The sequence below is a fragment of the Pseudomonas sp. GD03944 genome, assembly GCF_029839275.1.
GTDB lineage: Bacteria > Pseudomonadota > Gammaproteobacteria > Pseudomonadales > Pseudomonadaceae > Aquipseudomonas.
On record NZ_JAOCAH010000003.1, the window covers coordinates 241,123 to 262,912 of the forward strand.

The 21,790-nt window shown below is 64.2% G+C and carries 20 protein-coding genes; 5 read left to right on the forward strand and 15 right to left on the reverse strand.

From position 1 onward, the window contains the following. Nucleotides 1-235: 235 nt before the first annotated feature. Nucleotides 236-880, reverse strand: a complete 645-nt coding sequence (locus N5C28_RS07065) for a TetR/AcrR family transcriptional regulator (protein ID WP_279821279.1) — start codon at nucleotides 878-880, stop codon at nucleotides 236-238. A 221-nt stretch (nucleotides 881-1,101) separates the two neighbouring features. Between N5C28_RS07065 and moaA the strand changes: the two genes are divergently transcribed. From moaA to N5C28_RS07080, 3 genes are all read left to right on the forward strand, one after another. Further along, nucleotides 1,102-2,097: a GTP 3',8-cyclase MoaA gene (gene moaA / locus N5C28_RS07070; RefSeq protein WP_279821280.1), complete on the forward strand. Its 996-nt coding sequence runs from the start codon at nucleotides 1,102-1,104 to the stop codon at nucleotides 2,095-2,097. Nucleotides 2,098-2,140: 43 nt separating this feature from the next. Then, nucleotides 2,141-2,965 carry a transporter substrate-binding domain-containing protein gene (locus N5C28_RS07075; protein WP_279821281.1) on the forward strand — a complete coding sequence of 275 codons (825 nt, stop codon included), beginning with the start codon at nucleotides 2,141-2,143 and terminating at the stop codon, nucleotides 2,963-2,965. Between the two features lie 185 nt (nucleotides 2,966-3,150). Next, complete coding sequence (locus tag N5C28_RS07080; RefSeq protein WP_279821282.1) at nucleotides 3,151-3,600, forward strand: PA2169 family four-helix-bundle protein; 450 nt, start codon at nucleotides 3,151-3,153, stop codon at nucleotides 3,598-3,600. An 81-nt stretch (nucleotides 3,601-3,681) separates the two neighbouring features. Here N5C28_RS07080 and N5C28_RS07085 read toward each other — a convergent pair whose 3' ends face one another. The 7 genes from N5C28_RS07085 to puuE all read right to left on the reverse strand — a co-directional run bounded on the left by N5C28_RS07085 (nucleotide 3,682) and on the right by puuE (nucleotide 9,523). Beyond that, nucleotides 3,682-4,542, reverse strand: a complete 861-nt coding sequence (locus N5C28_RS07085) for an outer membrane protein OmpK (RefSeq protein WP_279821283.1) — start codon at nucleotides 4,540-4,542, stop codon at nucleotides 3,682-3,684. 85 nt (nucleotides 4,543-4,627) lie between these two features. Further along, nucleotides 4,628-4,759, reverse strand: a complete 132-nt coding sequence (locus N5C28_RS07090; protein ID WP_279821284.1) for a hypothetical protein — start codon at nucleotides 4,757-4,759, stop codon at nucleotides 4,628-4,630. A 273-nt stretch (nucleotides 4,760-5,032) separates the two neighbouring features. Next, nucleotides 5,033-6,358: a urate hydroxylase PuuD gene (locus N5C28_RS07095; protein ID WP_279821285.1), complete on the reverse strand. Its 1,326-nt coding sequence runs from the start codon at nucleotides 6,356-6,358 to the stop codon at nucleotides 5,033-5,035. A 49-nt stretch (nucleotides 6,359-6,407) separates the two neighbouring features. Next, nucleotides 6,408-6,911 (reverse strand): ureidoglycolate lyase, encoded by a 504-nt coding sequence (locus tag N5C28_RS07100; protein ID WP_279821286.1) that lies wholly within the window; start codon nucleotides 6,909-6,911, stop codon nucleotides 6,408-6,410. A gap of 123 nt (nucleotides 6,912-7,034) precedes the next feature. Beyond that, complete coding sequence (alc, locus tag N5C28_RS07105) at nucleotides 7,035-8,027, reverse strand: allantoicase (protein ID WP_279821287.1); 993 nt, start codon at nucleotides 8,025-8,027, stop codon at nucleotides 7,035-7,037. A gap of 48 nt (nucleotides 8,028-8,075) precedes the next feature. Next, entirely contained in the window at nucleotides 8,076-8,591 is a 516-nt protein-coding gene (gene uraD / locus N5C28_RS07110) for a 2-oxo-4-hydroxy-4-carboxy-5-ureidoimidazoline decarboxylase (RefSeq protein WP_279821288.1), read from the reverse strand. Next, nucleotides 8,588-9,523 (reverse strand): allantoinase PuuE, encoded by a 936-nt coding sequence (gene puuE, locus N5C28_RS07115; RefSeq protein ID WP_279821289.1) that lies wholly within the window; start codon nucleotides 9,521-9,523, stop codon nucleotides 8,588-8,590. The genes uraD and puuE overlap by 4 nt, the downstream gene beginning before the upstream one ends. A gap of 406 nt (nucleotides 9,524-9,929) precedes the next feature. On the opposite strand from puuE, the gene uraH reads away from it, so the two are divergent. Beyond that, complete coding sequence (gene uraH, locus N5C28_RS07120) at nucleotides 9,930-10,283, forward strand: hydroxyisourate hydrolase (protein WP_279821290.1); 354 nt, start codon at nucleotides 9,930-9,932, stop codon at nucleotides 10,281-10,283. Nucleotides 10,284-11,391: 1,108 nt separating this feature from the next. Here uraH and N5C28_RS07125 read toward each other — a convergent pair. Further along, nucleotides 11,392-12,018 carry a LysE family translocator gene (locus N5C28_RS07125; RefSeq protein ID WP_279821291.1) on the reverse strand — a complete coding sequence of 209 codons (627 nt, stop codon included), beginning with the start codon at nucleotides 12,016-12,018 and terminating at the stop codon, nucleotides 11,392-11,394. Between the two features lie 159 nt (nucleotides 12,019-12,177). Next, nucleotides 12,178-13,527, reverse strand: coding sequence for an NCS2 family permease (locus N5C28_RS07130; RefSeq protein WP_279821292.1), 1,350 nt, complete (start codon nucleotides 13,525-13,527; stop codon nucleotides 12,178-12,180). Between the two features lie 673 nt (nucleotides 13,528-14,200). On the opposite strand from N5C28_RS07130, the gene N5C28_RS07135 reads away from it, so the two are divergent. Beyond that, on the forward strand, nucleotides 14,201-14,968 hold the full coding sequence (locus N5C28_RS07135) for a GntR family transcriptional regulator (RefSeq protein WP_279821293.1): 768 nt from the start codon (nucleotides 14,201-14,203) through the stop codon (nucleotides 14,966-14,968). A 415-nt stretch (nucleotides 14,969-15,383) separates the two neighbouring features. On the opposite strand, the gene guaD is transcribed toward N5C28_RS07135, so the two are convergent. The 5 genes from guaD to xdhA form a co-directional block, all read right to left on the reverse strand. Then, on the reverse strand, nucleotides 15,384-16,685 hold the full coding sequence (guaD, locus tag N5C28_RS07140; RefSeq protein ID WP_279821294.1) for a guanine deaminase: 1,302 nt from the start codon (nucleotides 16,683-16,685) through the stop codon (nucleotides 15,384-15,386). A 93-nt stretch (nucleotides 16,686-16,778) separates the two neighbouring features. Further along, complete coding sequence (gene xdhC / locus N5C28_RS07145; protein WP_279821295.1) at nucleotides 16,779-17,630, reverse strand: xanthine dehydrogenase accessory protein XdhC; 852 nt, start codon at nucleotides 17,628-17,630, stop codon at nucleotides 16,779-16,781. After that, nucleotides 17,627-17,758: a hypothetical protein gene (locus N5C28_RS07150; protein WP_279821296.1), complete on the reverse strand. Its 132-nt coding sequence runs from the start codon at nucleotides 17,756-17,758 to the stop codon at nucleotides 17,627-17,629. Before N5C28_RS07150 ends, xdhC begins: the two co-directional genes overlap by 4 nt. Before the next feature lie 102 nt (nucleotides 17,759-17,860). Next, complete coding sequence (gene xdhB, locus N5C28_RS07155) at nucleotides 17,861-20,257, reverse strand: xanthine dehydrogenase molybdopterin binding subunit (protein ID WP_279821297.1); 2,397 nt, start codon at nucleotides 20,255-20,257, stop codon at nucleotides 17,861-17,863. Then, nucleotides 20,250-21,707: a xanthine dehydrogenase small subunit gene (xdhA, locus tag N5C28_RS07160; protein ID WP_279821298.1), complete on the reverse strand. Its 1,458-nt coding sequence runs from the start codon at nucleotides 21,705-21,707 to the stop codon at nucleotides 20,250-20,252. Before xdhA ends, xdhB begins: the two co-directional genes overlap by 8 nt. Nucleotides 21,708-21,790: the final 83 nt, after the last annotated feature.

Consider the following 21,790-nt stretch of genomic DNA (forward strand, 5'->3'; position numbering starts at 1 on the left):
GTCGCGCCGTAACCCACCGGGATCACCAGCCGACTGGCCTGCTGTGGCGTTGCATCTGGCGCCATGGTGGGTTACGCGGCGCGTTTGGTTCAGCGGTGTTTTTTGTATCGCGGATCGGCGCCGCTAACCCACCCTACGGGAATGCGGCGCCGTCCGTAGGGTGGGTTAGGCGCGTTTGCGGTGTGGCGGTTTCCGGTGGTATCGGACGCGCCGTAACCCACCGGGGTACCAGCGATCAGCTATTGCCGACCTGCTCGGAGGGGCTGATTGCGCTTTCGTCCACGTCGCAGCCCTTGATTACCAGGCGGATGATGGTCTGGGTCGCGGCTTCATAGTCGTCGTCGCTGAGGGTGGCCTTGCCGGTGACAGTGGAGATCTGCCAGTCGAAGTCGGCGTAGGTCTGGGTCGCGGCCCAGATGCTGAATAGCAGGTGGTGCGGGTCGACCTTGGCCATCAGGCCCTGGTCCACCCAGCGCTGGATGCATGACACGTTGTGCCGGGCCTGGGCGTTGAGCTGTTCGGCCTGCTCGGGCGACAGGTGCGGCGCACCGTGCATGATTTCGCTGGCGAACACCTTGGAGGCGAAGGGCAGGTCGCGGGAGATGCGGATCTTCGAGCGGATGTAGGCCTTGAGCACGTCGGCCGGGCGGCCGGGCTGGTTGAACGGCGCCGAGGCGGCGAGCAGCGGCTCGATGATGCTTTCGAGCACCTCGCGGTAGAGGTTCTCTTTGGATTTGAAGTAGTAGTACACGTTGGGCTTGGGCAGCCCGGCCTTGGCGGCGATGTCGCTGGTCTTGGTCGCGGCGAAGCCCTTGTCGGCGAATTCTTCACTGGCTGCGCGCAGGATCAGTTCTTTGTTGCGCTCGCGGATGCTGCTCATAGGCCCTGTCGTTTTCCTGGTGTCGCCTGGTCTGGAGGCGGCGGTCGGGCATGGTAGCACCGGCCTTGCGCGCCGCTCAAGCAAGCGGCTGGCGGGCCCGGGGCAGGCAAGCTGACTTCGGGGTCAAATTTCTGTATACAAAAAACAGCTTTTCTGTTTCCATCTTTTCCACGGCAATTCCTGACACACAGCCTCGGCTCGTCGAGCCCGGGGGAGGGTCCGTGCACGCTACCCAATTGATCGATCCGTTCGGACGACGCATCACCTACCTGCGGCTGTCGGTGACCGACCGCTGCGATTTTCGCTGCACCTACTGCATGGCCGAGGACATGGTCTTCGCCCCCCGTCAGCAGATTCTCAGCCTGGAGGAGCTCTACGCCGTGGCGGATGCCTTCATCGGCCTGGGCGTGCGGCGCATTCGCATCACCGGCGGCGAACCCCTGGTGCGCAAGAACCTGCTCAGCCTGCTGCAGCGCCTCGGTGCGCGTCACGAGCTGGACGACCTGGCGATCACCACCAACGGCTCGCAACTGGCGGAACAGGCGGTGGCGCTGCGGGCGGCCGGGGTGAAGCGCCTGAATGTCAGCCTCGACTCGCTGCGCCGCGAGCGCTTCGCCGCCTTCACCCGCCGCGATCGCCTCGACCAGGTGCTGGGCGGTATCGAGGCGGCACGTCCGGCCGGCTTTTCGCGCATCAAGCTCAACACCGTGGTGCAGAAGGGGCGCAACGACGACGAAGTATTGGACCTGCTCGAGTTCGCAATGGCCCGCGACCTGGACATCAGCTTCATCGAGGAGATGCCCCTCGGCGGCATCTCCAGCCATGCCCGCGAGCAGACCTTCTGTTCCAGCGACGAGGTGCGCCAGCGCCTCGAAACCCGCCACGCTCTGGTGCGCAGCAGCGCCGTCAGCGGCGGCCCGTCGCGTTACTGGCAGGTGCCGGGCAGCAGCACCCGGGTGGGGTTCATTTCCCCGCACAGCCACAACTTCTGCGGCGACTGCAACCGCGTGCGGGTCACCGCCGAAGGCAAGCTGGTGCTGTGCCTGGGCGATGACAACGCCCTGGACCTCAAGCGCCTGCTGCGCGCCCATCCCGGCGACACGCCGCGCCTGCGCCAGGCGCTGATCGAGGCCCTGCGCCTCAAGCCCGAGCGCCACCACTTCAGCACCGATGCGCAGGTGCAGGTGGTGCGTTTCATGAGCATGACCGGGGGCTGAGCCCTCGCCGATTCCAGACCATAAAAACAACAAGGAGGCGCTTATGCCGCCCGTTCGTCCGTGCCTGTTGATTACCGTCCTGCTGGCGCCCGTCGCCGCTGCCCAGACCTATGTGGTCGGGGTCGAGGACACCCCGTTCGCTCCCCATTACCACCTCGATGCCCAGGGCCAGTACCGCGGCTTCGCCCGCGACGTGCTGGACGCTTTCGCCGCCGACAGCGGGGTGACGCTAGTCTACCGGGCCCTGCCGGTGGAGCAGTTGCTGCCGGCGTTGCAGCGAGGCGACATCGACTTCAAATACCCGGACAGCCCGCTGTGGGCGGCGGAGCGCAAGGCCGGCATGACCCTGCACTACAGCCAGGCGCTGGTCGACTACGTGGATGGCGTGCTGGTGGTGCCGCAGCGCCAGGGGCGGGCCGTGGATGACATCCGTCGCCTGGCCATGGTGCGCGGCTGGACACCCCGTGGCTATGAGCCGCGCATCGACAGCGGTCAGATTCAGGTGAGCTACGGCGATGACCTGCGGCAGATGATCCGCCAGGCCCTGAAGCAGGACACTGATGGCGCCTACTTCAACGTGGTGGTGGCCACCCACTACCTGGACTACATTCGTGCCCGGCCCGGGGCGCTGGTGTTCGATCCGTCGTTGCCCTACACCCGTGGCAGTTTCCACCTGTCCAGCAGCCGGCAGGCCGCGCTGATCCAGCGCTTCGACCGCTATCTCACCGAGCAGGCCGGGCAGGTGGCCGAACTGAAGCAGCGGCACGGCGTGGAGGCGAACCTGGACAGCGAGTACATCGGTCTCGAGCAGTGGAAGATCGATTCGCTCAAGCGGCGCCAGGGCAGGGCCGATGCCGCCACGCCCTGAACACCGGACCGACGACCGGTTGCGGCCCAGGCGCAGCGGCGGATGCGCGGCGCTTGCGTGCGAGCCGCTTTGCCGCCGCTTCGATATTTTTCCTGAACCTTCGGCGAACGGGCCAAGTCCACTTCACTGAAGCGGCCGGGCAAGCCCGGCGCGCCCATGGATTCGCAGAAGAGAGGAAAAACGTCATGGACAACAAAGAAGTCGTTTCGGTACTCAACGATCTGATCGAAACCAGCAAGGACGGCGAAAAAGGGTTTCGCGAGTGCGCTGAAGACGTGAAGGAAGCGCGTCTGAAGGCCTTTTTCACCCAGCGCAGCCAGCAATGCGCCGCCGCGGCCAGCGAGCTGCAGGCCCTGGTGCGCAGCCTGGGCGGTGACCCGGAAACCCGCTCCAGCGTGGCCGGTACCCTGCACCGCGGCTGGGTCGACCTGAAGAGCCTGATCACCGGCAAGGACGACGCCGCCATTCTCAACGAATGCGAGCGTGGCGAAGACGTGGCGCTGAAGAACTACCGCCAGGCCCTGCAGAAGGATCTGCCGCCGAGCGTGCGCGAAGTGGTGCAGCGTCAGGCCGAAGGTGCCCAGCGCAACCACGACGAAGTGAAATCCCTGCGCAACATGGCCCGCGCCAGTTGATGCCGGGCGTCCGGCTCGCGCCGGGCGCACAGGAATGAAAAAAGGGCCGACGCCATGCGTCGGCCCTTTTTTGTGGGCGTGTCAGAAGTGGTACTTGACCAGTGCCTGCACGGCGGTCTGGTCGAAGCCATCGGCGCTGCCGTCGATGGGTTTCACACCGTACTTGTTGTGCCACATGTTCACTTCGGTGCCCAGGTACAGGGTGCGCTCCTCGCCGAACAGCGCCTTGCCCGCATCCCACTTGATCTGGATCGAGGAGCCGACCGACGTCTGGGTGTTGGCTTCTTTAGAAGGGGCGCGCCAGTCGACGAAACCGTCGATGAGGAAGTTCTGCTCGCCAATGGTGAAGGGGTAGGAACCGGCGACCGTCAGCTGGGTGGTGTAGCCGTTGCTGTTCTCGTCGGCGAAGAACACGTGATTGTTGACCTTGACCCGGTACAGGTTGGTGTTGAGGAACGCGAAGCCCGGCACGTCCCAGTCCAGGCCGATGCCGTACAGGTAGTTCTCGGTGCCGGGGCCGCCTTCGCCTTTTTCATAGGTGAATGCCGCCTTGACGTCCTTCAGCGGGCCGATCGACAGGTCCTGGCCGGTGAGCCAGCTCAGGCTGACCCGGGGCGAGAACTCCATGTAGTAGAAGCTGCTCTTGTCTTTCTGCTCGAAGGTGCCGTTGCTGAAACTGCCCCGGGACTGGGTGTTGTCCGCGCGGATGTAGTCGAGGAAGTAGAACACGTCGCCCCACACCCAGCCGCTGGCGTGCTCGAAGGTGAAGGTGGTCTGCGAGCGCTGCTCCTCGTCGTTGAAGTTCATGCGCTGGAAGTTGTCGCCGTAGAGGTAGGTCAGGCTGTTGTCCTGCCACTGCAGCAGGTCTTCGGCGGCGGCGAACGGGGCGGCGAACAGGCCGGCGGTGAGGGCGAGGCAGTGGGGCAGTCGGGTGTGCGTCATCGGGTTTTCCTTGTTTTCAGGGCTAGCAGGTGGCTGCCCGGTGGCGAACCACCAGGAAGGGCAGATAGGGCGGTGAGCGCGGGGCTCAGGCCGTCGGGCGAGCGGGCGCGCAGCCGGGCACGGCGCAGGCGCGTGCAGCGGCGAGGTCGGGCAAGGGGAAGCGACTGGCGATACCCGCGGACGGAGTCGGGGCATGGGGAATGCGGATCGTGTTCATGTCAGAGCCTGCCAATTGTTTTTATAGGGTCTTGGGCTTGCACGAGGCTTCACGGCGCCTCTGTTCTGGCTCGCCGGAAAAGTTGTCCGCTGAGTCAGAACGTACTGACTATACCGCTGATGAAATTTATTGGAAACAATTTATTTTGTAATTGTGTACAAAAATAAATGCAATTTTCGGCGCGCCGATGAGCGGGGGTGAAGTCGGCTGGAGAGGGCGGAAAGAAGCGCGGGGGAGGTTGCCGCACCCGGCTGGGTGCGGCGAGGGGGTGGATCAGTTGAGCTGGGCGCCCTGGCTGATCCAGGCACCGATCAGGTCGCGTTCTTCCTGGGTCATGCCGGTGATGTTGCCCAGCGGCATGATCTGCGAAGCCACGCTCTGAGCCTGGATCTTGGCCGCCTGGGCCTGGATCTGCTGCGGCGTGTCGAGCACGAAGCCAGCGGGGGCGGTGCTGAACATCGGGCTGCTCGGCTGGGCGGAGTGGCAGACGCTGCAGCGTTCCTGAATCACGCTGTTGATCCTGGCGAAATCACCCGATGCGTCGGTGGCGGCAGCAGGTTCGACCGGCGCGCTGTCCGCCGGTTTGGCCGGGGCTTGAGCCTGCGCCTCAGGGGCCGGGCTGCTGGTCGGCGGCTTGCCGGGGAGGCCGGTGGCCGGAACCGGTGCGTAGGTGATGGCGTTGGCGGTTTCGGGCGCGGAGGCTTTCATGGCCGGCCCGGTAACGAACGCCAGGCAGATCATGCCCAAGGCGGCAGCGGGTAGGGTCCAGGCGAAGCGGTTGCTGTCGTGGCGGGTGTTGAAGTAGTGGCGTACCAGGACCGCCAGCGCCGCGATACCGGCCAGGATCAGCCAGTTGTACTGACTGCCGTAGGTACTCGGGAAGTGGTTGCTGATCATGATGAACAGCACCGGCAGGGTGAAGTAGTTGTTGTGGCGCGAGCGCAACAGGCCTTTGGCCGGCAGGGTCGGGTCCGGCGTGGTGTTCTCTTCGATGGCCTTAACCAGTGCCCGCTGCGCCGGCATGATGGTGAAGAACACGTTGCCGACCATGATGGTGCCGATGATCGCGCCCACATGGATGTAGGCGGCACGGCCGCTGAAGATCTGGTTGAAGCCGTAGGCCGCGGCGATCAGCAGCACGAACAGCACGACGCCGAGCAGCGCGGGGCGCTTGCCCAGGGGCGAATCGCAGAGGAAGTGGTAGGCGATGTAGCCTGCGATCATCGAGCCGAAGCCGATGACGATGGCCAGCTCCGGTGCCAGGTCGGTACCGGGCTTGACCAGGTACAGGGCCGGATTCAGGTAGTAGACCACCAGCAGCAGGGCCACGCCCGACAGCCAGGTGGCGTAGGCCTCCCATTTGAACCAGTGCAGGTTCTCCGGCATTTTCGGTGGGGCCAGCTTGTACTTTTCCAGGTGGTAGATGCCGCCGCCGTGAATCGCCCAGAGGTCGCCGGACAGGCCGTCCCGGGGATTGGCGCGGTTGAGGTTGTTCTCCAGCCAGACGAAATAGAAGGATGCGCCGATCCAGGCGATGCCGGTGATCATGTGGATCCAGCGGATGCCCAGGTTCAGCCATTCAGTCAAATGTGCTTCCACAGTGTGTACCTCTTTCCCAGTGCCGGCGTACCGGTCCCCTGGGCTTCTCTTATTGGTGGGGGTCGAGGCGCAGTTGGTCTGCCTCGTTGAAGAAATGCTCATCGCAGTTGTTACCGGAACCACTGCGATCAACCACCAGGAAGTCATCCCGCTTTTCGATCGTCAGCACCGGGTGGTGCCAGACGCCGCGATGGTAATTAATGCCCTGCCTGCCGTTGCTGCGGAAGGCGCGGACCAACTCTGATTCAGGTGCATCGCCACGTGGCGCGACCACGATCAGAAAGGGGTTGCCGAGCAGGGGTATGAACGCCTGACTGCCCAGCGGATGGCGCTCCAGCATGCGAATGGTCAATGGCATGTCCAGGGCCTCGGCGCTGAAGATGCTGATGATCGCGTTGTCGTCCGGCTGGGCGGTCTCGACCGTGGCCAGCTTGTGATAACGACGTGTCGACCCGTTGTTGATCATGAAGAAGTCGCTGCCCTCGGTTTCGATGACATCGCCGAAGGGGGCGAAGGCTTCCTTGCTGAGGGGCTCGATGATCACTGTGCGCATGATGGTCTTCTTGTTCGTTGTGTTAGACCCCCGCCGGCGAAAGCGAGGGCTGATAGTCGGGCGTGTGGGAGGGGCTTTAGCCGCGACTCCTTTGCAAGCTCGCGGCTAAAGCCCCTCCTACGGTTATTTTATTTTTCCGAACAGGCGCAGGCGGCTGATACCGCCGTCCGGGAATACGTTGATGCGCACGTGGGTGATCGGGCCCAGTGCCTTGATCTGCTCGACGAACTCGTGCTCGGCGTGCATCTGCAGCTTCTGGCTCGGCAGCAATTCGCGCCAGAACAGGCTCTGGGTCTCGATCTGGCTGTCGGTGCCGCCTTTGACGAAGGCCGCCTGGATCGAGCAGCTGTCCGGGTAGTTGCCTTTGAAGTGCAGGGTGTCGACGACGATGCGCTCGATTTCGCCCGGGTGGCCCAGGGCGACGATCACCCAGTCGTTGCCCGGTGTGCGGCGGCGGGCGGTTTCCCAGCCATCGCCCATGTTGATGCCACGACCCGGGTTGAGGATGTTGCTCATGCGCCCGAAGTGCTCGTCGGAGCAGGCCAGGGCACGGCCACCGTTGAGGGCGGCAGCCAGGTCGATCTGCTCGTTGTCGCCCACGGCCGACCAGTCGCGGTGCGGCACGCCGTAGACGCGTAGACGGGCCACGCCGCCGTCCGGGTAGATGTTGAAGCGCAGGTGGGTGAACGCCTGGCTGTTGGCGATCTCGTGGTAGTGGTGGCTGTTGCCCTGCAGCTCCACGGCGCCCAGCACTTCGGTCCACTCGGTGGCGTCGCTCGGGTCGCCGTCGGCAACGAAGCAGCCTTCCAGGGAGGCGGACGGCGGGAAGTTGCCGGTGAAGAAGCTGGTGTCGATATCCACGCCCTTGATCGAACCCGGCACGCCAAGGCGGATCACGGCGCTGTCGTAGCCTTCGAAGCGCTTGCGGCGCGACTCCCAGCCATCCATCCACTTGCCGTTGTCATCGAACACGCCCTCCTTCCAGACCGCCGGGGTCGGCTGGAACAGCCGGTTGACGTCGGCGAACCAGTCGTCGGTGACGGAGATGGCCTTGGTGCCGAGGCGAGCGTCGGCGAGGTTGACGTATTTCTCGAAGGGTACGGCGTAAGCTTTCATGAATGTCTGCCTTGGTAGTTGGCGTTGGGGAGGGAGATGGATAGAGGCTTACAACTGTTGCAGGCGGAACAGCGCGATCTTGTTGATCTCGGCCAGGGCGCAGGCGAATTCCTGCTCCGGGGAGTTATGGATGCGCTCCTCGAAAGCCGCCAGGATCTGGTGTCGGTTGCTGCCTTTTACCGCCATGATGAAGGGAAAACCGAACTTCGCCTTGTAGGCGTCGTTCAGTTCGGTGAAGCGGTTGAACTCTTCTGCGGTGCATTCGTGTATGCCCGCACCGGCCTGCTCCGAGGTGGAGGAGGCGGTCAACTCACCACGGACGGCGGCCTTGCCGGCCAGGTCCGGGTGCGCATTGATCAGCGCCAGCTGTGCGGCATGGCTGGCACTGAGCAACAGGTCGGCCATGCGCTGGTGCAGGCCATCGATGGTGTCCACATTGGCGTCGAGGCCCAGGTCATAGGCCTTCTCGGCCACCCAGGGCGAGTGCTCGTAGATGTCGGCGAACACCTTCACGAAATCTTCGCGGCTCAGGCGCGACGGGGTCAGGGTCTGGAAACGGCTCATTGGCGGCTCTCTTTCGCGGTGAACGGGTGGGTGGCGTGCCAGTGGCGGGCGATGTCCACGCGGCGGGCACACCAGACGTGCTCGTGGCCTTGCACGTAGTCGAGGAAGCGCGCCAGGGCGGCCAGGCGTGCCGGGCGGCCGAGCAGGCGGCAGTGCATGCCTATCGACAACATCTTCGGCGCGCCGGCCTGGCCCTCGGCGTACAGCACGTCGAAGGCGTCCTTGAGGTACTCGAAGAAGTCGTCACCCTTGTTGAAACCCTGCACCTGGGTGAAGCGCATGTCATTGGTATCCAGGGTGTAGGGGATCACCAGGTGCGGCTTGTCGGCGGTGCTGGCCGGGTCCCAGTAGGGCAGGTCGTCGTCATAGGTGTCGGAGTCATAGAGGAAGCCGCCTTCCTCGCGCACGATGCGCCGGGTATTCGGGCCGGTGCGGCCGGTGTACCAGCCGAGCGGGCGTTCGCCGGTCAGCTCGGTGAGGATGCGGATGGCCTCGAGCATGTGCTCACGCTCCTGGGCCTCGTCCATGTACTGGTAGTCGATCCAGCGGTAGCCGTGGCTGCAGATCTCGTGGCCGGCGGCGACCATCGCCTTGATCGCGTCCGGGTGACGATGGGCGGCCATGGCCACGGCGAAGACGGTCAGCGGGATCTGGTGCTTCTGGAACAGCGCGAGCAGGCGCCAGACGCCGGCGCGGCTGCCGTATTCGTAGAGCGATTCCATGCTCATGTTGCGCACGCCCTGCAGGGGCTGGGCCGCGACCATCTCGGAAAGAAAGGCTTCGGACTCCTTGTCGCCGTGCAGCACGTTGCGCTCGCCGCCTTCCTCGTAGTTGAGGACGAAGGACAGGGCGATGCGCGCGTTGCCCGGCCAGTGCGGATGGGGCGGGGTGTCGGCGTAACCGATGAGGTCGCGTGGGTAGTCGGCGCTCACTGCAGTCTTCCTTTCTTGGCAAGGGGGCGGTGGACAGGTACCCAGATGAAGGTGTGTCACCGTGATGTAGTGATTGTATACAAAATGAATATGGTTTTGTAAATCACAAATTTGTACGATTTTCGCTGGGCAGACAAAGCAAGAAACTTGCCTGCGCCGGACAAACGCTGCCATCGGGCCCGCGCGTTTCGCGGAGTGCTTGGTAGGACCGTGGCGATTCATGCTGGAAAGCGTTACGCGATTATTGTGTACAATTTATCAGTAAAATGTCTTATATCTGTCGTTGGGCGTGCTATGCTCCATGGCATCCGGCGCTTTGCGGCGCCTGCAACCGGCTTCGTGCATTCACTAAACGTAGAGGAGGTGCGGCATCGGGGTGGCATTAGCCGACCGATGTCCATGACCGATGGGACGACTGACCACACATGTACTGGACGCCGCGCACGGCTGCCCTGGCAGTGCGCTGAAAGTGGAGCTGTACCGCGTCGAAGGCGCGCAGCTCGAATTGCTCACCACCGTGCTGACCAACCACGACGGCCGCTGCGATGCACCGGTGCTGCAGGGTGAGGACTACCGCAGCGGCGTGTACCAGCTGCATTTCCATGCCGGCGACTACTACCGCGCCCGCGGCGTGACCCTGCCCGAACCGGCCTTCCTGGACGTGGTGGTACTGCGCTTCGGCATCGACGCCGGGCAGGACCACTACCACGTGCCGCTGCTGATTTCCCCGTACAGCTACTCCACCTACCGGGGCAGCTGACCACCGAATGCTTGTCACCCCCTGACTCATTTTTAGAGTCCTTGCCCGCGCACACTGCGGGCTTTTTTTTGCCCTTCTTTTGGGGGCTGTCGGCATACGCAGGAGGCATCTGTAGGGCGGGTGTTCCTGCAGAAGGGAACCCTGTAGGAGGGGCTTCAGCCCCGAGCTCGACGGCTGTGGCCTTACACCAATGTGTCGGTTCGACAGAAAAGCTCGCCGCTGAAGCGCCTCCCACGGGATTGTGGCCTAGCCATCGACCTGATCGCTCCCACGCTCCGCGTGGGCATGCATCCCGTGACGCTCTGCGTCACCCGCGGTCATAGGCGCTGCCCGCGTAATCGCAACACAGCTGAGGCCTTTGCGGACGCAGAGCGTCCGGGGCTACGCGCTCAGGGCTGTGTTGGTGTCGTCTGTAGGAGGGGCTTCAGCCCCGAGCTCGGCGGCTGGGGCCTTACACCAATGTGTCGGTTCGACAGAAAAGCTCGCCGCTGAAGCGCCTCCCACGGGATTGTGGCCTCGCCATCGGCCTGATCGTTCCCACGCTCCGCGTGGGCATGCATCCCGTGACGCTCTGCGTCACCCACGACCATAGGCGCTGCCCGCGTATTCGCATCACAACGAAGGCCTTTGCGGACGCAGAGCATCCGGGGCTACGCGCCCACGGGGAGCATGGGTGCGATCATGGGGACTTCTGTAGGAGGGGCTTCAGCCCCGAGCTCGACGGCTGCGGCCTTACATCGATGTGTCCGTTCGAAGAAAAGCTCGCCGCTGAAGCGCCTCCCACGGGATTGTGGTCTCGCCATCGGCCTGATCGTTCCCACGCTCCGCGTGGGCATGCATCCCGTGACGCTCTGCGTCACCCGCGGTAATAGGCGTTGCCCGCGTAATCGCATCGCAACGAGGGCCTTTGCGGACGCAGAGCGTCCGGGGCTACGCGCCCACGCGGAGCATGGGTGCGATCATGGGGACTTCTGTAGGAGGGGCTTCAGCCCCGAGCTCGACGGCTGAGGCCTTGTATCGATGTGTTGGTTGAAGAAAAGCTCGCGGGCGAGTCCGCTCCTACGGGATTGCGGCATCACTGGGGGGATGCCGTCCTGGAAATAACCGTTTACCGGCTCAGCAGCGAGGCCGCGCCGGCGCCCCCGAACAGGGCAGCGCTGACGCGGTTGAACCAGACTTGCCCCTTGCCGGAGCGCAGGTAGCGGGCGGCGCCCTGGGCGCTGAGGCCGTAGAACAGTTTGCAGCCCAGGTCGAGCACGGCCCAGGTGGCGATCATCACCAACAGTTGGTCGAGCATCGGCCGTTCGGCACTGATGAACTGCGGCAGGAAAGCTGCGAAGAACAGGATGTCCTTGGGGTTGCTGGCGCCCAGGCCGAAGGCTTTCCAGAACATGCCGCTGGCGCTGGGGTTCAGCGGGGGCTCTTCGGCGTTCACCGGTTTGGCGGCCTGGCGGGATTCCTGCCAGCTCTGCCAGGCGAGGTAGAACAGGTACAGCGCGCCGACGATCTTCAACGCGCTGAACAGCTGCTCCGAGGCCAGCAGCAGGGCACCCAGGCCCAAGGCGGAGGCGCTGAGCAGGCAGATCGAGGCGGAGACACCCCCGAGAAACGCCGGGGCCGAGCGGCGCAGGCCGTAGTTCAGGCTGTTGCTGACCATCAGCAGCGACAGTGGGCCGGGGATCAGGATCACGATCAGGGCGGCGCTGCTGAACAGCAGCCAGGTTTCCAGACTCATGGACACACTCTCATGAACAAGGCCCCGACGACAGGTGCCGGGGCCGGGTTAAGGATCTGGTCGGTAGGGCGGCCGGCAGGGCAATGGAACGAAACCGCCAGGGCTGGCGGTCTCGTTTACCAGGGCGTCGGACTCGCTGCAGATACCGGCAAGCCTACCTCAGAGGAAGGCGAATTTGGCAATGAAGATGACGCACAGCACATAGAGGCTGAGCGAAACCTTGTCGCGCTGGCCCGTCAGCAGTTTCAGCGTGGCATAGGTCAGGAAGCCCAGGGCAATGCCGTTGGCGATCGAGAAGGTCAGGGGCATCATGACCACGGTGACGATCGCCGGGATGGTGTCGGTGAGGTCTTCCCAGTCGATATGGGCCATGCCGCTCATCATCAGCATCGCGACGTAGATCAGCGCACCGGCAGTGGCGTAGGCGGGGATCATGCCGGCCAGCGGGGCGAAAAACATCGCTGCGAGAAACAGCAGGCCGACGGTCACGGCTGTCAGGCCGGTACGGCCACCGGCGGCCACCCCGGAGGCGCTCTCGACATAGCTGGTCACTGGCGGGCAACCGACCACGGCGCCGACCACGCTCGAGGTGCTGTCGGCTTTCAGGGCTTTCGAAAGGTCCTTGATCTTGCCCTCGTCATCCACCAGGTTGGCGCGGTGCGCCACCCCCATGAGGGTGCCGGCGGTGTCGAACATGTTCACGAACAGAAAGGCCAGGATCACGCTGACCATCGCCACGTTGAAGGCGCCGGCGATGTCCATGGCCATGAAGGTCGGGGCCAGGCTGGGGGGCAGGGAAACCAGGCCGTTGTACTCGACCAGGCCGAAGGCCCAGCCCAGTGCGGTGACGCAGAGCATGCTGAACAGGATGGCGCCGAACACATTGCGGTGGCTGAGCACGGCGATCATCAGGAAGCACACGGCTGCCAGCAATGCCGACGGATCGCCGAACGAGCCCATGGTCAGCAACGTGGCCGGGCTGTCGACGACGATGCCGGCGGTCTTCAGGCCGATCAGGCCCAGGAACAGGCCGACGCCAGCGCCCATGGCGAAGCGCAGGCTCATGGGGATGCTGTTGAGCAGCCATTCGCGGATCTTCGACAGGCTCATGATCATGAACAGGACGCCGGAAATGAATACGGCGCCCAGGGCGATCTGCCAGCTGTAGCCCATTTCTCCAACCACGGTGTAGGTGAAGAAGGCATTGAGCCCCATGCCGGGCGCCAGGCCCACGGGCCAGTTGGCGTACAACCCCATCAGGAAGCAGCCCAGTGCCGCGCCAATGCAGGTGGCGACGAAGGCGGCGCCGTGATCGACGCCGGCAACCGCCATGATGTTGGGGTTGACGAAGATGATGTAGGCCATGGTGACGAATGTCGTCAGGCCGGCCAGCAGCTCGGTCTTGATGGAGGTGCGGTGCTCGGTCAGTTTGAAGAAGCGGTCGAGCAGGCCGATCTTCCGAAAACCTTGGGCGTGAGTCGCGTGTTGTTCTTGTTTAGCGCTTTCCACAGCAGGTACTCCTCATCTCTCTTGTTGTGTACCACCCAGAGTCGATGCCGTGGCACGGGAAGACTCTCTGAGGCAGATGGTGCGTTCGGGTGTGCTTGCTGGCTAAGTTGTTGACCGAGCGGTCAGGAAGTCACACGAGCGCGATTATGCTTTTGTATACAAAAAAAGCAAATAATGTTTTTTCTGGTGTTGAGGGTGCCATTCATGGCGGGTCGGGCAGGGCTGTTGGCACCGAGCACACGGTCGTAAGGCCCTGGGTTCCGTTAACCACTTTGAAAACAACGGGTTGCGATTTTTGTCTGGCGAGTTGGTCGAGCGGTGACTAGGGTGAAGGGGCGTTTGTGACAGGCGGGTTAAACCGATAGGCATCCAAGCCGCCTACTGGTTAGAAGAAATCAATTTACCCGGCGGCGCTCCGCTGAGGGAAAAAGCCGGGGAAAATAGCTCACCCGTGATGCACCTGAACGGTGCAATAGAAGGCCTGCTGCGCTGTACGGGGCAGATCGATTGTGTACAATGCATCCCTTTTTAATCTGAATCTCTACTGAATGCTTGCCCCAGGGCGGGCGAAACGCAGTAGAGTCGAGGCACAGGCTGGTGAAAGCCGCTGATGCGATGCGTCGGTGGCCTTTCCAACGGCCGGAGACTGCCGAACCTTTTGACGCGAGCCAGAATGAACGATCAATTGCAGCCCCTCAAGAAGCAGCCGCGCGCGGGCAAGAGCAGCCGCAGCGGGACTCAGGACGATGTCGTTTACGCGCATATCTTCGATGCCATCCTCGAGCAGCGCCTGGCCCCCGGGACCAAGCTGAGCGAAGAGGCCCTGGGCGAAATCTTCGGTGTCAGCCGCACCATTATCCGCCGCGCCCTGTCGCGCCTGGCCCATGAAGGCGTGGTGCTGCTGCGCCCCAACCGCGGCGCAGTGGTGGCCAGCCCCAGCGTGGAAGAAGCCCGGCAGATCTTCTATGCACGGCGCATGGTCGAGCGCGCCATCACCGAGCTGGCGGTGGAGCATGCCACCGCCGAGCAGCTGGCCGAATTGCGCCAGATGGTGGCGGACGAGCAGGCGAGCTTTTCCCGGGGTGATCGCGGTGCGGGTATCCGCCTGTCCGGCGAGTTCCACCTGAAGCTGGCCGAGGCGGCGAAGAACGCCCCGCTGATCAGCTTCCAGCGCAGCCTGGTGTCGCAGACCTCGCTGATCATTGCCCAGTACGAGAGCGGTGGCCGGTCCCATTGCTCCTACGACGAACACAACCAGTTGATCGATGCCATCGAAGCCCGCGACGCCGTCCGCGCGGTGGACCTGATGATGCACCACATGGACCACATCGACAGCAAGCTCAACCTCGACGAAGAGAGTGCGTCGGACGACTTGCACGCGGTGTTCTCCCACCTGCTGCAACCGAAGAAAAAACCGGCCCGCAGCGCCGCCAGCCGCTGATCCGGCGGTAACGAAAAAGCCCCGACGCGCAAGCCTCGGGGCTTTTTTATGGGCGGCACAAAGGTGAGACACCTGTAGGAGGGCTTCAGCCCCGAGCTTGGCGGCCTGTGCCCCGAGCTGATTTGTCGGATCGAAAGAAAAGCTCGCGGACAAGTCCGCTCCTACAGGAGATTCGGGGCATCACCCAGAATGGTTGATCGTTCCCACGCTCCGAGTGGGCATGCATCCCGTGACGCTCCGCGTCACCTGCGGCAAGGGGGTTGGCCGCACAGTCGAATGACACCGACGACCGTTGCGGACGCGGAGCGTGGGTGCGCTCAAGAGAGATCAACGTGGGAGGGGCTTTAGCCGCGACAGCCTCAAAAGCTCGCCGCTGAAGTGCCTCCCACGGGATTACACAGAGGGGCACACCCGCTCAATCGCGGCGGTGCACCGACTTGCCGGCGGCGAAGGTTTCTTTCACCGCGCGGTCGTCGCCGAGCATGGTCAGGGCGAAGAGTTTTTCCGCCAGGGTTTCGGCCTGCTGCATGCGGTAGGCGATCAGCGGGGTGGCGGTGTAGTCGAGCACCACGAAGTCCGCGTCCTTGCCGCTTTCGAAGTTGCCCAGCTTGTCGTCCAGGTACAGCGCGTTGGCACCGCCCAGGGTCGCCAGGTACAGCGACTTGAACGGGTCGAGCTTTTGACCCTGCAGCTGCATGATCTTGTACGCCTCGTTCAATGATTGCAGCTGGCTGAAGCTGGTGCCACCGCCGACGTCGGTGCCCAGGCCGACGCGCACACCGTGCCGTTCCATGGCCTGCAGGTCGAACAGGCCGCTGCCCAGGAACAGGTTGGAGGTCGGGCAGAACGCCACCGCCGAACCGGTTTCCGCCAGGCGCTGGCACTCGTCGTCGCACAGGTGGACGCCGTGGGCGAATACGGCGCGCGGGCCGATCAGCTTGTGGTGGTCGTAGACGTCCAGGTAGCCCTTGCGCGCCGGGAACAGCTCCTTGACCCAGGCCACCTCGGCCTTGTTCTCGGAAATGTGGGTGTGCATGTACAGGTCTGGGTACTCGGCGAACAGCTTGCCGGCCAGCTCCAGTTGTTCCGGGGTGCTGGTGGGGGCGAAGCGCGGGGTCACGGCGTAGTGCAGGCGGCCCTTGCCGTGCCAGCGCTCGATCAGTTCCTTGCTTTCGGCGTAGCCGGTTTCCGGGGTGTCGGTCAGGCAGTCCGGGGCGTTGCGGTCCATCAGCACCTTGCCGGCGATCATGCGCAGGTTGAGCGCCTCGGCGGCCTCGAAAAAGGCGTCAACCGACTGCTTGTGCACGCTGCCGAACACTAGGGCGGTGGTAGTGCCGTTGCGCAGCAACTCCTTGAGGAAGATCGCGGCGACGTCACTGGCGTGGGCCTTGTCGGCGAACTGACGCTCGGTGGGGAAGGTGTAGGTGTTGAGCCAGTCCAGCAACTGCTCGCCATAAGAGGCGATCATGCCGGTCTGCGGGTAGTGGATGTGGGTGTCGATGAAGCCAGGGGTAATCAGGGCGTCGGGGTAGTGCGTGACGGCCACGTTGCCGAGGGTCGGCAGCAGTTCGGCCGCCGGGCCGACTTTCACGACCCGGCCGTCTTCGACCAGCAGCACGCCGTCCTCGAAATACTCGTAGGACGCCTCGACACCGACCACGGCGGGGTCGGCGAGGCTGTGCAGGATGGCGGCGCGATAGGCGTTGGTAGTGGTCATGGTGTTCTCGTCTGTCATCGGTGAAACGACGGGGCGTACCCCGTCAGGCGAATGGCTGTCCGGGCACTCGTCGTGCGCCGGTGGTGTTGAGGTTCAGGCGCCACCCTCGGCGGCGCGGGCGCGGCGGCTGTCGGGCAGCAGTCGGGCGACGCTGGATTCGCCTTTCTTCACGTCCTGGCCGAAGCTGGCGTTGTAAAGCGCCACCACTTCGCCGGCGATGGAAATGGCGATCTCCATGGGTAATTTGCCTTTCACGTCGCTCAGGCCCATGGGGCAGCGCATGCGTTGCATGACGTCGGTGGTGAAGCCGCGGTCGCGCAGGCGGTGTTCGAACTTGACGCGCTTGGTCTTCGAGCCGATCAGCCCGTAGTAGGCGAAATCGTTGCGCTTGAGGATGGCGGCGGTCAACTCCAGGTCGAGCTGGTGGTTGTGGGTCATGACGATGAAGTAGCTGCCGGCCGGCATGTTATCGACTTCGTCGACCACTTCGTCGCTGATTATCTGTTCCACGCCTGCCGGTACCTGGGATGGGAATTCCTGCTCCCGCGAATCGATCCAGCGCACCTTGCACGGCAGGCTGGCGAGCAGCGGCACCAGGGCACGGCCGACATGGCCGGCACCGAATACGGCGATCTGCGCCTGGGGCTGGCCCATGGGCTCGAACAGCAGCACGGTGGCACCGCCGCAGCACTGGCCGAGGCTGGCGCCCAGGCTGAAGCGCTCCAGACGGGTGTCCTGGCTGCGGGCAGCGAGCATTTCGCGAGCCAGCTCCATGGCCTTGTATTCCAGGTGGCCACCGCCGATGGTCTCGAAGATGCGTTCGGCGGTGACGACCATTTTCGAGCCGGCATTGCGCGGGGTCGAGCCGCGTTCTTCGATGATGGTCACCAGCACGCAGGGTTCACCCTGTTGCTGCAGGTCGGCGAGGGCGCTGATCCAGCTCATTTGCTCAACCTCCAGGAAGGCGTGGTCTGGCCCGGGCGCGGCAGGCGCCAGTTGCTCGGCGACGGTTCGAGAATCGGCGCCGGCAGCGGACGGGCGGGTTGGCTGTTGGGTTCGGCGTGTTTTGTCATTGTTGTACACCGTGGTTTTTTGGGGGGGTAGGGTGGGCCGGGCGGCGCTCCGCTTCAGCCCACCAATACACCCCCGTTGATGTTGGTGGGCTGAAGCCCACCCTACGCTCCGGCCGTTTCCATTTCGACGGCGCTTGCTCTGGCTTTTTTCAACTTGCGCATCTGCTCCACGCCCCACAGCACGCGCTCCGGAGTGGCCGGGGCGTCGATCACCGGTTGTACCCGGTAATCCCCGAGGCTGGCGACGGCGTCCTTGATCGCGCACCACACGGCGATGCCGAGCATGAACGGCGGCTCGCCCACGGCCTTGGAGTGGAACACCGTGTCTTCCGGGTTCTTGCGGTTCTCCACCAGTTTGACCCGCAGGTCCAGCGGCATGTCGGCGATGGCAGGAATCTTGTAGCTGGCCGGGCCGTTGGTCATCAGCTTGCCCTTGGCGTTCCACACCAGTTCTTCCATGGTCAGCCAGCCCATGCCCTGGACGAAGGCGCCTTCCACCTGGCCGATGTCGATGGCCGGGTTCAGGGAGTCGCCGACGTCATGCAGGATGTCGGTGCGCAGCATCTTGTACTCGCCGGTCAGGGTGTCGACGATCACCTCGGAGCAGGCGGCGCCGTAGGCGAAGTAGTAGAACGGACGGCCGGCGGCCTTCTCCCGGTCGTAGAAGATCTTCGGCGTGCGGTAGAAACCGGTGCTGGAGAGCGACACCTGGGCGAAGTAGGCCTTCTGGATCAGTTCCTCGAACGCCAGGAAGTGGTCGCGCACGCGCACCTGGCCATTGCGGAACTCGATGTCTTCCGGGGTGACCTTGTATTCGCGCACCAGGAAGTCCACCAGTCGCTGCCGGATGGTTTCGGCGGCGTTCTTGGCGGCCATGCCATTGAGGTCGGTGCCGCTGCTGGCCGCGGTGGGCGAGGTGTTCGGCACCTTGTCGGTGTTGGTGGCGGTGATCTGGATACGCCCGATGTCGACCTGGAACACTTCGGCGACGATCTGCGCGACCTTGGTGTTCAGGCCCTGGCCCATCTCGGTGCCGCCGTGGTTCAGGTGGATCGAACCGTCGGTGTAGATGTGGACCAGCGCGCCGGCCTGGTTGAGGAAGGTGGCGGTGAAGCTGATGCCGAACTTGACCGGGGTCAGCGCCAGGCCCTTTTTCAGCACCGGGCTGTTGGCGTTGAACGCGCGGATTTCCTCGCGGCGCTTGGCGTAGTCGCTGGTCTGTTCCAGGTCGGCGGTCATCTCGGCCAGCAGGTTGTGCTCCACCGTCTGGTGGTAGTGGGTGACGTTGCGCTCTTCCTTGCCGTAGTAGTTCAGCTTGCGCACCTCCAGCGGGTCCTTGCCCAGGTTGCGCGCGATGTGGTCCATGATCTGCTCGATGGCGACCATGCCCTGGGGCCCGCCGAATCCGCGGTAGGCGGTGTTCGACGCGGTGTTGGTCTTGCAGCGATGGCCGTTGATGGTGGCGTTGCCGAGGAAGTAGGCGTTGTCGGAGTGGAACATCGCCCGGTCGACGATAGAGCCGGACAGATCGGGCGAGTAGCCGCAGTTGCCGGCCAGCTCGATCTGCACGCCGTGCAGCAGGCCGTCGTCGTCGTAGCCGACGTCGTATTCGACGTAGAAGGGGTGGCGCTTGCCGGTGATCTGCATGTCCTCGACGCGCGGCAGGCGCATCTTGGTCGGGCGACCGGTGAGGTGCGCGATCACCGCGCACAGGCACGCCGGGCCGGCGGCCTGGGTTTCCTTGCCGCCGAAGCCACCGCCCATGCGGCGCATGTCGATGACGATCTTGTGCATGGGCACGCCCAGCACTTCGGCCACCAGCTTCTGCACTTCGGTGGCGTTCTGCGTGGAGGTGTAGACGATCATGCCGCCGTCTTCGGTGGGCATCACCGAAGAAATCTGGGTTTCCAGGTAGAAGTGCTCCTGGCCGCCGATGTTCAGCGTGCCTTGCACACGGTGCGGAGCGTTGGCCAGTGCGGACGCCGAGTCACCGATGCGGTGCTGGTGGCTGTCGAGCACGAAGTGCTTCTTGTGCAGGGCGTCGACCACGTCGAGCACCGGTTCCAGGTCTTCGTATTCGATGATCGCTGCCATGGCCGCCTTGCGCGCGGTCTCCAGGCTGTCGGCACCCACGGCGATCACCACCTGGCCGACGTACTCCACCTTGCCGTCCGCCAGCAGCGGGTCGCCGGCCACCACCGGGCCGATGTCCAACTGGCCGGGCACGTCCTCGGCGGTGATGGCGATGGCCACCCCGGGAATCGCGTAGCAGGGCGTGGTGTCGATGCGCACGATGCGGGCATGGGCGCGGTCACTCATGCGCGCATAAACGTGCAGCTGGTTGGGGAATTCCAGGCGGTCATCCACGTACACCGCTTCGCCGGCCACGTGTTTCTCGGCGCTCTCGTGCTTGACGCTGCGGCCGACGCCCGTGGTGATGCCGGCGCGGAACAGCTCGGCCAGTTCTGCCTGGGTTTTCGGGGCGTGGTGGTTAGACATAGGCGGTCACCCGGGTTTCGACTTCGGGAGCTTGCAGCTCGAGGAAAAATTTACGCAGCAGGTTCTGCGCGGTGAGCAGGCGGTATTCCTTGCTGGCGCGGAAATCGCTCAAGGGAGTGAAGTCCTCGGCCAGGGCGTCACAGGCGCTTTCGATCACGCCCGGGTACCAGGCGGCGCCCTCGAGCACGGCTTCGCAGGCGGCGGCGCGTTTGGGAATGCCGGCCATGCCGCCGAAGGCGACGCGGGCTCTCTGCACGGTGCCGTTCTCGATCACCAGGTTGAATGCGGCGCAGACGGCGGAGATGTCGTCGTCCAGGCGCTTGGATACCTTGTAGGCACGGAACGCCTGGTTGCCCTGGGCGCGGGGCACGATGATCTTCTCGATGAATTCGGCGTCCTGGCGGGCGGTGACCTTGTAGTCCAGGAAGTAATCCTCCAGGGCCAGGGTGCGGGTCACGCTGCCCTTGCGCAGGACGATCTGCGCACCGAGGGCGATCAGCAGCGGCGGGGCATCGCCGATCGGCGAGGCGTTGCCGATGTTGCCGCCCAGGGTGCCCTGGTTGCGGATCTGCAGGGAGGCGAAGCGGTGCAGCAGCTCGCCGAAATCCGGGTATTCCTTGGCCAGCACGCTGTAGCAGTCGCTCAGGGCGGTGGCGGCGCCGATCTCGATGGTGTCGGCGGTGACTTCGACACGCTTCATCGATTCGATGTGGCCGACGTAGATCATCACCGGCAGCTCGCGGTGGAACTGGGTCACTTCCAGGGCCAGGTCGGTGCCACCGGCGAGCAGCCGGGCTTCGGGGTTGGCCACATAGATGTCGGCCAGGTCGGCCACGGTCAGCGGCACCAGGCAGCGCTTGTCGCCGCTGTTGAGTTCGGCGGTTTCACGCGGGGCGATGGCTTTCAGCTGGGCGACGGTGTCGGCTTCGGCGGCGTCGAACTGGTCGGGTTGCTGTTGGCAGCACGCCTGTTGCGCGGCGTCGATGATCGGCCGGTAGCCGGTGCAGCGGCACAGGTTGCCAGCCAGGGCCTCCATGGTCGCGGCCTTGTCGAAACCGCCGACGCCCGGGGTAGCCGCCTGGTTCTTCTGCAGGGCGAACAGCGACATGACGAAGCCCGGGGTGCAGAAGCCGCACTGCGAGCCGTGGCAGTCGACCATGGCCTGCTGCACGCTGTGCAGTTTGCCCTGGTGCTTGAGGTCTTCGACGGTAATGAGTTGCTTGCCGTGCAGCGACGACACGAAGGTCAGGCAAGAGTTGAGGGTGCGGTAGCGGATGCTGTCGCCCTCCAGCTCACCGACCACCACGGTGCATGCACCGCAGTCGCCCGAGGCGCAGCCTTCTTTGGTACCGGGTTTGCCGACGTGCTCACGCAGGTAGTTGAGCACGGTGACGTTAGGGTCGAGGCGCTGCTCGGTACGCAGCTCCCGGTTGAGTAAAAACTGGATCAAGGACGACCTCCAGGCATTTTATTGTTCTAGATCGGCGGTACGGACTCGCGCAGGCAAGGGCCCGGTGTCAGCTGCCATGGGGC

Coding starts and splice junctions, on each gene's coding strand:
- N5C28_RS07065 (WP_279821279.1), bottom strand. CDS start 880: ATGAGCAGCATCCGCGAGCGCAACAAAGAACTGATCCTGCGCGCAGCC.
- N5C28_RS07075 (WP_279821281.1), top strand. CDS start 2,141: ATGCCGCCCGTTCGTCCGTGCCTGTTGATTACCGTCCTGCTGGCGCCC.
- N5C28_RS07080 (WP_279821282.1), top strand. CDS start 3,151: ATGGACAACAAAGAAGTCGTTTCGGTACTCAACGATCTGATCGAAACC.
- N5C28_RS07085 (WP_279821283.1), bottom strand. CDS start 4,542: ATGACGCACACCCGACTGCCCCACTGCCTCGCCCTCACCGCCGGCCTG.
- N5C28_RS07090 (WP_279821284.1), bottom strand. CDS start 4,759: ATGAACACGATCCGCATTCCCCATGCCCCGACTCCGTCCGCGGGTATC.
- N5C28_RS07100 (WP_279821286.1), bottom strand. CDS start 6,911: ATGCGCACAGTGATCATCGAGCCCCTCAGCAAGGAAGCCTTCGCCCCC.
- alc (WP_279821287.1), bottom strand. CDS start 8,027: ATGAAAGCTTACGCCGTACCCTTCGAGAAATACGTCAACCTCGCCGAC.
- uraD (WP_279821288.1), bottom strand. CDS start 8,591: ATGAGCCGTTTCCAGACCCTGACCCCGTCGCGCCTGAGCCGCGAAGAT.
- uraH (WP_279821290.1), top strand. CDS start 9,930: ATGGGACGACTGACCACACATGTACTGGACGCCGCGCACGGCTGCCCT.
- N5C28_RS07125 (WP_279821291.1), bottom strand. CDS start 12,018: ATGAGTCTGGAAACCTGGCTGCTGTTCAGCAGCGCCGCCCTGATCGTG.
- N5C28_RS07135 (WP_279821293.1), top strand. CDS start 14,201: ATGAACGATCAATTGCAGCCCCTCAAGAAGCAGCCGCGCGCGGGCAAG.
- guaD (WP_279821294.1), bottom strand. CDS start 16,685: ATGACCACTACCAACGCCTATCGCGCCGCCATCCTGCACAGCCTCGCC.
- xdhC (WP_279821295.1), bottom strand. CDS start 17,630: ATGAGCTGGATCAGCGCCCTCGCCGACCTGCAGCAACAGGGTGAACCC.
- N5C28_RS07150 (WP_279821296.1), bottom strand. CDS start 17,758: ATGACAAAACACGCCGAACCCAACAGCCAACCCGCCCGTCCGCTGCCG.
- xdhB (WP_279821297.1), bottom strand. CDS start 20,257: ATGTCTAACCACCACGCCCCGAAAACCCAGGCAGAACTGGCCGAGCTG.